The sequence below is a fragment of the Fulvivirga sp. AWR4_260 genome, from assembly GCF_056158185.1.
This window is the reverse complement of the sequence record NZ_JBSWSU010000001.1, coordinates 1,195,311-1,211,284: the sequence shown is the minus strand read 5'-3', so window position 1 is coordinate 1,211,284 and position 15,974 is coordinate 1,195,311. Positions and strand designations below refer to the sequence as shown.

The 15,974-nt window shown below is 35.6% G+C and carries 8 protein-coding genes; all 8 read right to left on the bottom strand.

Annotated elements, in window-relative coordinates; translation table 11 throughout:
- Positions 1 to 31: 31 nt before the first annotated feature.
- Positions 32 to 1,132 carry a porin family protein gene (locus ACXACQ_RS05135; protein ID WP_474974860.1) on the bottom strand — a complete coding sequence of 367 codons (1,101 nt, stop codon included), beginning with the start codon at positions 1,130 to 1,132 and terminating at the stop codon, positions 32 to 34.
- Positions 1,133 to 1,155: 23 nt separating this feature from the next.
- Positions 1,156 to 4,176 carry an nSTAND1 domain-containing NTPase gene (locus ACXACQ_RS05130; protein ID WP_474974859.1) on the bottom strand — a complete coding sequence of 1,007 codons (3,021 nt, stop codon included), beginning with the start codon at positions 4,174 to 4,176 and terminating at the stop codon, positions 1,156 to 1,158.
- Positions 4,177 to 4,186: 10 nt separating this feature from the next.
- Positions 4,187 to 5,626 (bottom strand): hypothetical protein, encoded by a 1,440-nt coding sequence (locus ACXACQ_RS05125; protein WP_474974858.1) that lies wholly within the window; start codon positions 5,624 to 5,626, stop codon positions 4,187 to 4,189.
- 54 nt (positions 5,627 to 5,680) lie between these two features.
- Positions 5,681 to 8,920, bottom strand: a complete 3,240-nt coding sequence (locus ACXACQ_RS05120; RefSeq protein WP_474974857.1) for a hypothetical protein — start codon at positions 8,918 to 8,920, stop codon at positions 5,681 to 5,683.
- A gap of 145 nt (positions 8,921 to 9,065) precedes the next feature.
- Entirely contained in the window at positions 9,066 to 12,074 is a 3,009-nt protein-coding gene (locus ACXACQ_RS05115; protein WP_474974856.1) for a contractile injection system tape measure protein, read from the bottom strand.
- A 36-nt stretch (positions 12,075 to 12,110) separates the two neighbouring features.
- The gene (locus ACXACQ_RS05110; RefSeq protein ID WP_474974855.1) at positions 12,111 to 14,963 is read right to left on the bottom strand and encodes a hypothetical protein; all 2,853 of its coding nucleotides are present in this window, start codon (positions 14,961 to 14,963) and stop codon (positions 12,111 to 12,113) included.
- Positions 14,964 to 14,997: 34 nt separating this feature from the next.
- Positions 14,998 to 15,207, bottom strand: coding sequence for a hypothetical protein (locus tag ACXACQ_RS05105; RefSeq protein WP_474974854.1), 210 nt, complete (start codon positions 15,205 to 15,207; stop codon positions 14,998 to 15,000).
- A 14-nt stretch (positions 15,208 to 15,221) separates the two neighbouring features.
- Positions 15,222 to 15,959 (bottom strand): adhesin, encoded by a 738-nt coding sequence (locus tag ACXACQ_RS05100; RefSeq protein WP_474974853.1) that lies wholly within the window; start codon positions 15,957 to 15,959, stop codon positions 15,222 to 15,224.
- Positions 15,960 to 15,974: the final 15 nt, after the last annotated feature.

Genomic DNA, 15,974 nt, shown 5'->3' with positions numbered 1-15,974 from the left:
AAAAGGCCTCATTCGAGGCCTTTGTATCTTATTATTGCTTTAGAGCTTTTCTCTTTTTTCGTTGAACAATCTTAGGCTTATAGATAGGTATCACATATCCTATTGAAAGATATACATCATTTAGGCTAAAATCATTGTCAAGGTATAAATATTGGTATTGCAATTCATTATTGTCATATCTGGTTTCAGAGTTTACAATATTAGGAATACCATAAGACGCTCTCACATCAGCTAGCAAATAACCGTTACCTAATAAACCTTTAATCATAAGGCCTGCTCCTAATAATGCGTTATAGCTAAGCTTTTCTCTTTGATCTGTTAAATCAATAGAGGGCCCCGAAACACTCCTGTTCCCTACTTCAATATTCACACTATCGGTTCTTTCTACAGTAGCTTTAGCACTTAAAAGATAACTTACCGAACCACCAGCTTGTACATAATAGCTCCACTTCCCTTTTGTCCAAGTATACCTTAAAAACAAAGGAAGTTCACCCCACATTTGATCTTCTGAAAACAAAAGTTCAGAGTAACCTAATTGTTTTTTGCTGAACTCATAACTTAAACCTATAAAATTGAGCTCAGGACTGATAGACCATTTGCTATTAATAGGAATATTAAAAACAATGCCTGCCTGATACCCGAGTTTAGACTTGTAAGTACCTTGAGACTGCTGCGTATTATCTAAGCTATAGTTTTGATGAACATTTACAAAGCTTAAATTACCTCCAGCTTTACCCCCAACATAAAAAATAGGAGTAGTTCTAAACATATTGTACAAGTTAATAAACTCCGTAGGGTCTACCACTGTATTAATTTTATACTCAGGTTCAATTTTAAGGAACTCAAGCATGGCTTGCTCAGCCAACTCATTATCATCATTATAGAGGTAAGACATAATGAGTAACTTATAAGCCTCTATTCTTTCTATATCATTAAACCCATGCTCAAGACAGTCTTTAATCAAGCCCGGAACTTCTTCTATCCGGCCTTGATCATAAATATTTCGAGCATTTCTTAATGTCTTAGCACATGCATTTTCCGCCTCTTCGCGCTGAGCCCAAGCCACTGTGCTAGTGAGGAGAAAAAAGAAAATAATAAATGAACTATAAAATTTAGGTTTATGGGTTTTCATTTTTGCTGTCAAAACACAATTTATTATTTACAAGTAGACTGATATTGAACATCTTCGGCCACATACAAGTCCCATTCATCTTTTGTCATGTTACGCTGTAAGCTTTCACAAACTTTCTGAGCCATAGTATTTACATCAGTCGGCCATAATCGAATGAGATAGTCTCTACAACCTGCCATTAAGTTTTTATCATTTGGCGTAAATGTAATTGACCATACCCAATCTTCGTGATCTTTAAGGATAACAGGGGCATCATATAAATTAGCCAAATTCCAAATCCGCACAGTTTTATCAAAACTACCGGTGGCCATCCTCTTATCATCATGGCTAAACTCAATGTTATTTACCCTAGCTGTATGACCAGTTAATGTATTAATCAGTCTTTTACTAGCGAAATCCCATACTTTTACTACTCCATTTTCATTTCCTGCCGCTAAATATCTACTATCATGACTAAAGTTAGCAGAAATGAATGCTACACTTCTAGGATCACGATAAAATACACTTGATTGATTTCCGTTTTTGACATCAATCATATCCAGTTCACCATTGCTCTTTGATGATAAGAGATATCTTTTATCAGGACTTAAAACAATACTGTTTATTTTTTGATCACTTTCTGCTATTAATCTCGTTGACTCATAGTCTTGATAAACAATCTTCTTGTCTGAACCAGAGTAAACCATCTGACCGTTATTAGAAAGGAACTCTAAATACCAAATATCAGTGGCATTAACCTTAATTACCTTTGGTTTCTTTGTCGGCTGATTTAATTCATAAACCTCTATGTAACCAAAATCACCACCAACGGCTAATAAAGTATTATCAGGGCTTAATGCTAAAGTTCTATTTACCCTACCTGGCTGGTCCGATATCAACTGAAATCCAGATTGCGGATTAGAAGCTGACCAGCGTAATATTTTACCATCACTACCGGTAGAATATACATAACCTGAAGTGGTACTTGTAACTAATGAACGTACGTTTTGGGTATGCGCAATTAAACTATTGTACCCAGGCTCCTTCAGTCCCTTTAATGCATAATATAAGCCATCATAAATATCCGGATCATGCATTTTACCGCCATATACTTTATAAAAATCATAGGCTTGCTTAGCCACTAATCCCTTTTCAGTAGAGTCTACTAACTGCACAGATTTAATAGCCATAGATTTAGCAATAGAAAGTAATCTTAATTGATTTGCCTTCTGCTCCTCAGTTAATGCCACTTTACGAGCGCTATCTGCCAATATGGTTTGTGCTATCGCTTCTTTTCTTGCCAAATCAGCTTTCTCCTTCTCCTGCTTAGCTATTTTTTCATTTCGCTGAGCCCTTTCTTTTTCAATATCGGCAATCTGCTTTTGAGATAAAGCTTCTTGTTCACTTTGTCTGGCCAGTTCTGCTTGTTCTTCTGCTACCTCTTTTTGTTTGGCAGCTTCTGCTCTTTGAATATCAGCTTCTCTTCTCTGACGCTCTGCATATAGCAAGAACAATAAAGCTACAACAATACCTAAACCGAGCACCAACGCTGTAATACGCGCTATTACAAGTCTACGTTTCTGAAGTTTTTCACGTATCCTTTGTTCACGTTCATATTCCTTTTGGCTATATTCTAAGAACAACATTGTTCTTTCATAAGCCTTATGATGCCTAAGCCCCCAGGCTAATGATGGGTTCTGTTCTTCTTTCCAGTTCAGTGCAAGTTGTAAATCTGGTGGTCTCCAAAGGCCTGCTTTTCCTTCTTGATGCATTTCAGCTGCTTCAGCCAACCTCAGATATAATTTAACAGACTCTGCTTCTTCTTCCACCCACTCATTTAGCTCAACCCAAATTCTCATGAAACTTTCATGAGAAATATCGATCATGGTGTTTTCATTAAGCTCTACATTATCAGCAGGTAATAACAAGGTTCTTCCTGGTCTTCTGAAATGCTCTATTACCTTAGCTACTTCTTCTACTGAGGCTCCAACTATTTCTGCAATTTCATTGAGCTTTGTAGGCCTTCTTACTCCTCTACCTTCGTCACCCTTTTCTGTTATAGTCTTAAATATCTTTTCACAGATTTTCTTCTCGGCATCATTTAACTCTCTATAAGCTTCACGCGCGTGCAATGAAAGAGCATTTTGCATACGCCCTATAGCTTCATAATCCATGAGGCTTAGGGGCTCATTACCAACACTGTTTTGCTGCCAATATCCCCAAGTACGCATTAGTGCATGCTGCATAATTGGTAACTGATCTTGATTGTCACCAATATCATTTAAAATCTCTTGCACTAAACGCTCTTCTATCTGAGCTCCCATTACAGAAACGGGACCTACAATGGCGCTTTGCTTTTCCTCACGTGTCATCTGAGGAATAAGGAATTGACTGTCGTTAATTGCTTTTGTTAAGGCAGGATAGTTAGCACAATCTCCGATAAAATCAGACCTAATAGTTATAACAATATAAATAGGTATCTCCGATTGGTTAATGGCATTAATAATAAGCCTTACAAATGTCGCTGCCTCATCTTCAGTTCCTAGCTCTATTGATTCATCAGATGAATATCTGAATAGTTCTTCAAACTGATCTAAAAACAAAAGGTAGTTCTTTTGCGAGTCTTTGTATTTATTTTTTACAACCTTAACAAGTCCATCAGCATACTCAGAAAGCGTGCTATAATTAACATTCTTCTCTACTTCATTTACTCCAGGGTCGTTATCTTGCCCTAGATAACCTCCAGAGAGCGCACTTGCTAATGAATCTATAGGAGAATCGCCAGGAGTCAGTGTATATATCTCCCACGCAGCGGCATCAAAAGTCTTATAATCACCTAAGAGTATAGGCAAAATACCACAAGACATGAATGATGACTTACCAACACCCGAAGCTCCAACTATAGCTATAAACCTTCTATCTACAAGTTTTTCAATAACGTCATCTACTTGGCTTTCTCTCCCAAAAAATAAATGACTCTCTTCAAACTTAAACGGTCGTAACCCCGGAAATGGGTTTTTACTTCCAATAGTTGTAGCTTCTCCGATTACTGATGTATCTGACATAGTATAATAATTAATCGAATTGTTCTAAAAATGGACTTAACAAGCCTTCTTTATATTTTTCCTCTCTTTTAATAAAGAGTACATCATCAAAAATTGACTCCTTTGGTAGCTCGGTCATGCTTTCACTAAGCACTGCTACACATTTATAGAGTTTCTTTCTGCCCCAATTATATGCTTTATGGATATCATTCATTTTACTTCTCAGCCACATTAAATCTGAGTTTGATGCTAAAATGATAACCGCATCGCAACTAAGTAAATTTTGTTTATGTATCCCAATAAAATCTCCATAATCTAAAGATATATCCACATCAAGTACAGTAAATTCATGCTTTTCTAATATACTCTTTAAATTTTCGTAGATTTCACTATTGTTGTCCCGAGTTATTAGGTATATAGACCGCTGATCGGTTGTTAAGGACAAATCCTCTTCATACCCAACTACTGAGGCTAAAGAAGAGTCAAGTTTCTTAATAATAATGTTTTTTAACTCCTTTAAAGGACTTCTAATAACCTCAGCACCATTTAGCAATCTCTCCTCTTCATTCAGCTTACGCACATACTTATCTTGCTTGTCTTCCAAAATAACATCACGATCAGAAAACCATACAATTCTTCCGAAGTCAATCTCCTCATCATCAAAAGCATCATCCTTTAAACTCTCATAATAATCAACAGCTATATTATTCTGCACCTCAGTTATTGACAGCTCCGGATCATATACCCCTGAATCATAATAGTTACCAATCAAATGTACTGATAATTCACATTTTTTCAAGTCCTCAAGTATCGCATCTTCAATATCATCAACATCCTGAGGATAAGCAACTTTTGGGTAAACATTATACCCGTTATGAATTAACTGTCGTCTTAATTGATCTCTTGCCGGCATTAAATCATAGCTGGTAAGTGCTAAATATATATTTGTAGGCTTTGTTAGCGCTCCTTCTTTCTCATATTCCTGAATCTCCTTCACCAAATCAAACACTTTAGCCAAATACATATTCAAAAACGGTGGTTTCAATAAAGCAGAACCGTTTACAGCATCTCCCTTGGCAGGATCTATAACATAAAAATCCAGAATAGGGAAATCGTGCAATTTAGCAGGAACATTATTGTCTTTGAGAGGCTCTTTAATAACACTTACTATGTTATGCGATGCATAAGATGCTATATTACCCACCATATTTCTCCAGTTAGCATTAGTCAGCGCCACATCAGACACTACTACAATAGCGTAAAATGGTTCCTCATGTAAATGTTCTCCATCTTCCCTTTCAGGATCAACCTCGCTGTTTATGAAGTCTACCACTAAATCGTGCTCTTGCGAGGCTACATATTTAGTATAGTCAGCCAGCTGGTCTACCCAACCTTTCTTCCCCTCTGCTGCATCAAAGAGGTTATCCCTTGGATCATATATACAATATAGCTTGATCTCTTTTTTACTCATTTCAGGGGTTTAAATTGAAGATTTAAAGTTATTTAGCGCCAACTACTTTATTTCCTAAGCAAACATCATTTGAGATTCTTCAAATGTTTTTACCTTTTTTGTCATACTATCTAGTATTGATTTAGGTATTTCTTCATTGAAGGACATCAGTTCATTAAGGTCTTCTCTTTTTATCCTAAACACAATGCTGTCCTCGTTCGCTTTTATAGTTAATCCTGTTTCTCTCTCGTTAAGCCAATCAAGGTTGTGCACAAAATTTTGCTGCGCATAATCAGCTATATGAATCTCATTTTTATATAATGCCACAGAACCTTCAAACACTACAAAGTAATCCATCAAATTCACGCTTGAGTATTGGTCTACAACTTCACCTACCTTAAATTCGAGCACCTTCATGCTTTTCGCTATTTCTGATAGCACCAAACCGGAAACTCCACTAAACTCCTTAACTTTATTTAAATAGCTAATTACATCAAATTTCATCACAGGAAACTCTCTTTTGTTTTGCGAGTGCTCTCTAATCACCTTTTCAATAGTATCGCTTGTAATGATGTAATTTATCTGATCTTTAAACCTTTCGTAGTAGCCATCTAAATTATCCTTATAGAAATTATATATAGCTTCAGTAGCTGTTTCACGCATGATAGAATCGGGATTAACAATGTTAGCCGCAAACAAATCCTGCTCGTTTACTCCTGCATCTTGAGATAACTCTTTTAATGCACAAGCTTTAGTCCATCGGTTTACCCACTTATAATCTCTTTGCACCAGGTTAACCAGCACCTCCTTTTTCTTCATGGGCTCGGTAGGGAAAAGGAACATTAGGCGATCAACCTTTTCTTCATAAGGTGTAATGTTAAGAATTGGGATGAGCATCGGCTTCATTTCATCACTTATGAAAACATCCAGTAGCTCCGATGCAAACTCAGCTTCCTCTACATTACCACTATTAATGTTGGTTTTCACCAACTCTACGGATTTAGGGTCATAAATTAGAGCCAGTAACCTAAATATATTTTCAAAGTTATTATCTATTTCACGCTCCATAGCGTTGTAAAGCAAGTCTGATGAGCCCTCGCGCTGTAAGTCGATTAACGCTGACATATTCCAGATGGCTGTATTACACACCTCCTCTAATTCAGTTCTTATCTGTAATGACTTTGCGTCATCTAAAGTATAGCCACATTTACTTAATGCCTCTAATACTGCGGCCACCACATTTTGATTGGGGTAATTAAGCTTTTTAATTAATAACTCTACAGCCTTTTCAGAGCCTACCCTTCCATATATCTGAACTATTCTTATCTGAGTCTTTTGGCTTTGTCCCGAAAGGTAAAATGCAGTTTCTAGCATATGGAAAAGTATTTCTCCAGTAGCAGAAATTGCGGACATCGAGGCATTACTATATGCGGAGCTGTTTAGCTTTTCTATTAGATTATTGTGCAACTCTAAGTTATCTGAGCCTGCAGCAGCCGTTATGGCATGGTACCTTACCTCAATACTCGGATCTCTAAATAATTTATTAAGCAACTTACCTTTCATTTCCTCATCTGCATACGTAGTAAGCAGCGCTCCGTAAATACGTTCGTTAGTAAGTTTTGATAGTGTTAACTGCTCAATATATTTAATTTTTTCCAACCTAAATTCGGCACCTCTTAATTGATTATAAACTTTTCTTATCAATTCGGAAGTGCGTAAAACAGGGTAATATTTACTGGCCATTATTTTTTCCAGCACAGGAATAGCATCTAACAAACAAAGCTCTGAAGCTTGTTTTAATACTACCTCTTGAATTTTATCATTCTCATTATCCAGAAGCTGAATAAGTAGCTTTTTATAATGAATTGGCTCCAAAATACTTAGTACATATAAATGTCGCGTTACTAGCTTGTGATCTATATCAGGAATTGACCTTGACAGTTGCATAATATAACTATCAGAAAAGGCCTTTTCATGTTTTATTAAATCTTGTTGTTGATCAAGACTTTCTTCGAGCAGCTCTCGGTATTCGCTGTGAATTTTAAATGTCACTATCACCCAAAAAACAATTACGCCCACTATAACAAATGGATAATAAAGAAAGTCCATCAAATGCCAGTGAGAAATAGCCATTAGCATAGCTCCTCCTAGAGAGAAAGCAAAACCACTAACAGGCCCTTCAACCTTAGCTTGAATATCAAACCGTAAACGTGAGTTTATAGGCAAAAAGTAAAATTTAAAAACCTGATCTTGCAGCCCCTTTTTCAGAACATCTGTAACGATTTTTCCCGCTATAACAATTATAAAAAAGAGAAAGAATGTCTTAGAAGCCGATGTGCTCCCAAAATACTTACCTACGCCAAAAGCAATACCCAAAACCAAGAATAGCAAAAATGGTAATACTAATAGGGTAGTCTTCATTCCATATTGTTGCAGTGCCCACCTACTAACAAAAGCTTGGACGATAAAGGCGGCTATTACCACAGCTCCTCCTGTCATGGCGAGAAAATTAGCCATTTGAAAAAGACCATTCTGCGCCTGTGAGTATTGATCCTCTACAACCTTTAAAAAGGTGAAATCAATACAAACTAAGCTAATGGAAGAAAAAACGACAAATAGCCCTAGTAATAAGAAGTATTTGTTTTTTATAAGCTTTATTAAATTATTGTTATAGCCAATATACTGCGCACTAACCTGAAGTTCGTTTAGACTGCTAAACTGTAATATTACTATACCGAAAATAATAAGGCATAAAAAGCCTGACAGACCACTGATGAATATAAATCTGTCTATATGTATAAAAAAGTTTTGAAGTAACCAATGCGCTGAAAACAAAAATGAAGCAGAAGAAACCACAATTCCCAGATCTATTCTCCGCCCTAATCTCTTCGCTTGTCTAATATCAAATAAAGCATTATAAAGCGCCCTGAAGATCATTTGAATTACTGTAGTCACAGGTATGACTAAAATGAAGGCCAGTTTTATAATACCTTCATCCCTCTCTAGCTCGTAGTAGTAATAAATAGATAGAAATGCTGATGCAAATAAAAAGAAGAACATTATAGAAAGCTTGGCAAAAGCTATTCTAATATTGAGGTAAGAGTAAATTATCGACAAACAGAAACCAACAATACCAGAAAGCATTAATGCTTCAGCTAGCATAGAAATGTCATAATTGCCAAGAAATAATGTGGTGGCTCCTAAGTAAAAAGAAGACAAAAATAGACCTACAGTTAGCCCAAACACAAACAGCAATACAACTCTGGACTCTTCTCCTCGGTATGCACCAAATATCTTTCTAACTAGAAAATTCATATTTATAACCTCATGTTACTTATAGACAATTACAAAAGTAAGTGCTATTACATTTAGAAAAGCACAAATTATAATTTATTTATTAAATAATTATGCAATTATGTGATTAATTTCAATTTCAATAATATTTCAGCCACCAAATAAGTTATCGCCACTCTACATGAATAGCTTTCTCCATCCATGGAAGCTTAACTATATTAAAAGACCATGAAATTTGATCCACTAACACATCAAAGCCCCTTTGCTCAACTTTCAGCACCCAAACCTTTTCCGTTTGTTCCAACCTTCCTTCTCGTATCAAAAACGATCCTCGAAGGTTATCTATACTTGATTTTTTTAAAGCTTTCCAATTACCTATAATACCGTTCAATAAACTTTCAGACATTTCTATTTCCTTATCTGTAATTTCAACATTACTTTCAACGGGTATTGGCAAAGGCATACCACACAAGATTTTATTCAATGTCATTTCGTACTCTTTACCCTCTTTTGTACCATAAGCTAAAAAGTGAATTAAATGAACCGCCTTTTGAACAGCATCTTCGGATTTAAATCGCTTTTTCTCTTCAATTAAATCTAGCAAACCAAAATAACGAACAAGAAAAGGGTATAAAATAACTAACCCGGCATTTCGAATATAAATAGGCTCATTAAAAGCCTGCTCCATTACTACTGCCTCATCCTTTTTCTTTACTGTTACCTTTTCTTCCTCATCTATTTCCAACTCATTATTCTGACTTTTCTCTATCCAATCAAGTACTTTTTCTTTTTCCCTTTTTAGCGTTTCTTGCTGCGTATTATCCTGCTCTTTATCTGTAAATTTATTTTGCTCCTTTAGCTCACTCTTAATATCCTCTCCCTCATCTTCTGATTTTTGCGTTTGGTTAACTCCTAAATTGTCAAAAGTTTCACCCTCTGCATGCTCACCTTCACTCCCTTTTTCGCTTTCCGAAATTTCTGACCTCCCCTCCTTAGTAGGTTCGTACTCAGATCTTTCATCATCCTTTACAGCATCTTCATCATCTACACCACCTTCCAAGTCTCGATCTAAATCATCAGCTACAGTTTCACCATCTATAATTCGGTCCTCTTCAGGCTCTGAGATTTCTCCTTTAGCATTAGAACTTGTAAAACTATCATCATCATCTCTCTCACCATCTTCTGTAGAAATTTCTTTGTGCTCTGGACTTGGAGAAGATACACCTACAGAACTTTCATCATATTGGTCTAGCCACTCCTCCGATTCAGCTGAAATGTTTGGAGTCTCTGACTCTAATCTTTTGATTAACAGTACAGTTTCAGAAGAAGATAATGACTTAAAATATGCCACACTCTTACTTCCAAATGTGGTAATCATACCACTTACCAGCTCAATAAAAGTAAACTCAACCTTTTCTTTGACTACAGGGTTGTAAATCCACTGTTGAACTATATATACTACATTACTCCACTCACTTAATACTTCTGTCAAAGAAACTTTACTACCCGAAGAAAGCTGCTTCGGACCTACTCCTCGTATTTCTATTATTTTTTTATGAATAAAAGTCTTTTCCGGCTCTGGCAACTCATTTTCCACACGCTCCACCAGCCTAAGCATCTGTCTAGGAGAAAGTTTCCAAATTATGTTTTCGAACGTAGCTGCACTTTTTTCAATAAATTCCTTAATAAAGACTTCTACTGGTATACTTTGAAGCTCTGGGTAAATTCCAAATAATAAAAAATTTCTAACGGTTACATGATCGCCTTTCTCAACTGGCTTTCGCTCAGATTTAATCTGCTCTTCAACCTCCTCCAAATCCTTTATTAACTCTTTATCTTCAATGTGTTCCTTTATTACTTCTACAATATTGCGCTTCGGCAGGTCCACTTTCTTTCTTAAATCTTCAAGCACCGTCTCAATAATGCTAGAAGGCTTAAATACAGGACGAGGAAGCTTTAGCTGTTGCTCCATCACCTGTTCTACGATGGTGGTTTTAATGTGATTAGAGTCTGTTTCCTTCCAAAAACGCTGTACCACAACATCAGATAGAGCTTTTTCTAACCTTATAATTCTAGCCTGAAGGTTAGGCATATTAAGCCTTACTATTTCATAAATTTCTTTAACAGGTAGCTTTGAAAGCACATAAACTCTGTTAGACCTTAAGCTCCAATAGCTTCTTAATTCCTCAATAGTAAAATTCTTTCCAAGTAATTTATAGGGCCTATCTATACTTTGCTCTAATAACTGTTGTTCTTCTTTGGTCTTTTTATACTCTTCTTTAAGTTCCTCCTTGGAGGCAGGCTGCTCCTTAATATATTTAGTGATTTCAGGTAATTTAGGAGCATGAAAAGTGCTTACCTTTTTTAATTTATAAATAACCTCTGCCTCATCGAAATGCTTAAGGTCACTGATCCGTTTTACGAGCCTACTAATGATTTCAGTATTAGAAATGATTTTACGTTTGTCAACAGAAAGTAATTCGAATACTTCCTTCCATAGCTCTATTTCAATTTCCTGAATGCGTAAATCTAAATCCTTACTAAGACCACTTTTTATTAATTCAAACTCAGTTTTAATATGTATAATACTATCACCAAGCCCAATTAATTTTGAATTAACAATATTTTTGAGCCCATCATCGCCAATTTGCAACAGCATCCTATTAAGGGCTGTTGGGTTGTTTAAAGTATAACGTAAAATCTCGTTAAATTCGCCAGATGATTCTTTTGAAATATCAATGATGAAGTCTGATATATTGAACTGACGTGATGTTATAAAATTAGGTGCCCACCAAGGTAATGCTCCCGTTATGAGAAACATCTTAATCAATTCTACTTTGGATTGTACACTTTGAATTATTTCAAAGCCTTGTCTCGAATGATATTTTATCTCCTCTACAGACTTTTCAAGCTCTATTTTCAAGTGTTGCCTTAGCTGGTATTCTAACTCAGATTCCAGCCTATGCATATCAATCTCGCCTAAATTAATTTCTAATTTAGGTAATCGAATTACAACCCCTGGGGGGCAGACTTCATCAAAAATCTTCTCTATAGAAGATAAAAGCCTCAGTTTTATAATATCAACAAGCTTCTGCTGAATTTCTGAAGCATTTTCTTTATTTGAAAGCTCTACGTCAAAAACCTGCCTTTTTATTTGATGCTCATTATCTGTCATCTACGCCCCGCCTATCCAATTCAATAGATTAATATTTTAAAGCTGAATTAAGAATCTTGTTAATTCATCAGTTGCCTCATCTAACTTCTCTTTAGGGGTATCTTCTATACGCTTTGCCTCTAACCACGCGTAGTATTTGCTTTCAAACTCTCCCATCACATCAATCTCCAACCAATGTAAAACAGATGCCATGCTGGCTGATTGATTAACAAAAACGATTTCTTCGGCTATTGACCTAAATTCTTTATTGTTAAACCTGGCTGTCCAAGCAGGAAATAAAATAGTAGCTCTATAAGTATAAAAATCTTCAGGCACTAAAGGGCCATCTTTTGTATTTCTTATATAAAAGCCTACTTTCTTCTCGTATGGAGTAATTACATCTCCATCAGATAAATATGCAAAGAGTTGCTCTAATTGAGCGTGAGTCTCTTCCACAGAAGCACGAGCGATAACACTTACCATTTTAATTTTTCCATCTGGGGTTTTAAAATGGATTTCGAAGTCTTTCGTTGATGTTATTTCTACAGAATAGTTATCGTAAGAGGCTAAATGAGGCTTTAATTCCCCCATAATTTTTAGACGTTCCTCATAGGTGTACTGCTTTGCACTACTTAATATTCTGTTTCCATATTCATCTAATAAATATAGACCAAATTTTCTATCAGTAACAGGAGGCCTTAACAGGTTATGTTCTACGAAGTGTAAGCCTTCGCTTTTTAAGTTCATGTCTCTTAAGAACTGCGTAAGAGCAATACCAGCCACTGCAGCATCTTCGGTAGTAGTGTATCTTCCCATTTCTAGCCATTCTTCTTGGCTTGGAGATTTAAATACCAAATATGCCTCTTTTTCACCATCAGGATGGCCCACCTGGAAATTTTCTATTTCCAAGCCTTCTCTAAGAAAGCCTTCACTTAAACGCTTGTCAGAAAAGATATTTACTTTTTTAAGCAACTCATCAGTATATGATTGGCTATATTTTGACATTGTGATTTCATCTTCATCCACATAGTCAAAAAATTTGTCAATCAGCTCTTGTGATACAGCTTGTTTGCTCTCTTTTTTAGTTACCTCTTTACCTTTTTTGGTTTTTCTAGTCTTTTTATCCTTTGTTAAAGTAAGGCCTGATGAAGTAAAATGTTCTAAAAACGAATTTTTAACATACATTTTATTATCTCCAGACTCTTTTAAGGAGTAGGCTCTTAACCCCATTAAAACAGATAGCTTCACTTCCAAGCCAGAGATATTCCCAGGTGTATCTGGAGTATCCATGTAATTGAAACCACGTGCTCTGTTTTTATTAATAAATGGTAAAAATTCTAAAAATCGTGTTTTATTATCAACAAGATATTTCTGGTACTCATCATCAGTGAAGTAATAATTAAACTGCATCATGGCAGTTTGTGAAAATTCTTCTCCATGAATGGCTAGTAAATAATCCAGAAGCCTGTTTCTTCGATCGTTGAAATCATCACTTTCATCAATTAACTGAGGCAACCCTTCCTGATAACTGGTGGCATAGCTATTAGGGCTTAATATTTCACCATCGGTTAAACCTCCCGGCTTTTCTTTGTATAATGCCTTAACATTAGGAATATTATCTAGCTGCTGATAGAAATAGGTTTGTTTTATATCACTCTTAATTGCCAATAACTTTTTACTATTAGCAAGCTGAGATAAGTAGTTAGCCAATATTTGCTCAAATAGCATCAAATAACCTTTTAACTGTAAGGCTTGAGCTTGTCTTTTGATAGATGGTGAGTGAGGCACACCTTCTTCTCCAATACCATAATTGATAGGAAATTGGTTTTGAATAGAATAGTAGTTCTCAACTTCTATCTTATTTCCTTGAGGTATTTCTATGTGCTCTTCACTTAACCTATATACCCTTCTATTAGCAGACTTCATTTCGTTGAGCACACGCTTCACTATTTTTTGATCTACTAAAGAGTAGTTAACCACTCCTTTAAAAAAGTTTATAGTTTTTTGAGAGTCATCAATGATAAGTTTTGGTAATTGATATTCTGAAATATCAATTTGGTTTTCATACTCCTGATCTCCAACCAGCAGTTTGAGGTTTTTAACACTAGATACGCCCTCAACCTGCATAATAATCTTCATTATCTCAGAGATGAGAATCTTATCGGGTTTTGGAGGTAACTCTTCAGTTTTTACAAAACCATGTTTTAATAACGGTCCATTAAAAATGTCTTTCAAATCATATCCACTTTCTAACAACTCTTCAAGTGAATAGAACCTCATTTCAGGACAAAGGTATTCATCTACCAAGTAGAGAATTTTTGCCAACACTTTTTCGGGGCTTATTGAGCCATCGACCTCTACATCAGCATGAATAGACACAGGCAAATGATCCAGAATTTTTATCTGCTCAATGTCTTCACAGATATTTCTATTATTTAAATAAACGAGTTTCGCTTTATTTAATATCTTTTGACGCTCCTTTTTATCCTTTATATTCTCATCTACATCGAGTAAAATTTTGTATAACCCGTTAATAGAATTGGTATCATTATCAGTAGGTATTAACCATACGTTCTTAATTTCAAAAACAGAATCAAACAGCAACTTCCTATAATCATTTATAGTAAGTGCATTACAAGGTAAAATCTGATCTGGCCCAAAAAAAGAGCTATCATCATTAGCATCATTATAAAGGTGATCCTGAATATCAAAATCGGTCCTATAAGCCAAATCTGTAATAGCGAAGCATAGTTGCTCTAAAATGGTAACACCTGGGTCGTGTTCATTATAATCAGTCCAAAAAGCACCTGTCAAACTTTGAACAAGTCTAATACCTTCAGCTCGAAGGTAATCATAATCCATTGCCTTATTATCGGGCTTTTTGTCGTTAATATATAAAGGCTGTTCCATAAGAACTTGTAGGTTAATTAATTAGAACTAAAAATTACTGAAGAAAGTCATCAAACTTTCCACCTCCATTGGTAGAGGGTTTTCCAGTATGATTTGGAGAAGATGCTCCGCCCTTTAATTGAGCATTTGCTTGCTCATTCAATTTGCCTATTAACTCATATACATCTTCAAAAGGCAACTTACTAAGGCCTTTAAAAATTAGATTTCCTTCTTCTACTGAAATTTTGAAATGTATCTCCTTCATCTAAAACACCTTTTCTATTCCTGCTCTAAACTTTCATCCATAAATTGATCAAACCAGAGCTGTGAGATATGATATTTCACATAATAATTACCTCCATAACTACATCTTGTACTCATTTCCAGGTTATAGTTATAAGTGTCTCCAGTCCATCTGAGTTTAATCATATTACATCTCACGCCATAATGAGCCTGAATGATCTTAATTTTATTTTTACTCTTACCAAATGTGCTTAATGCATTGGCATAAATCAATGCATACTTACCCGTTTTCTTTTTACCCACACCGGCTACAATTTCTAATGCATGGCAGCCATTTAATTCTGTTAATATTGGATGCCAGTTGCCATCTGCCAGTATTTTACCAGAATATTCTGTACCTATACGCCCGCGCATTCCTACTACACCATTAACGTCTAGCTCATGATTAGGATTTGTATTGTTAATACCTACTTTACCTTCATCACAGAAAGTCATTACACTATCACCTAAATGATTATTGATATGTAGGTTAGAATCTCCTCGGTTTATATTAATACTCCATGCCGGACTTTTATCTTCCACACTTTTATAGAAACTCATTAGCTTCTCTGAAGTACCAATAGGAGAAAGCATCAAACCTTCTTCTAATGTTTTAGACATTCCATCATCCACACGGTTAATCATGGAATCTATAAGATCGTAAAAATGAGATTCTGCAGGTAAATTCCCTTTTTTGAAAAAGTTTTTTAACGTATCCCTATTCTGTAATGGCATGTATATTCGGTATTA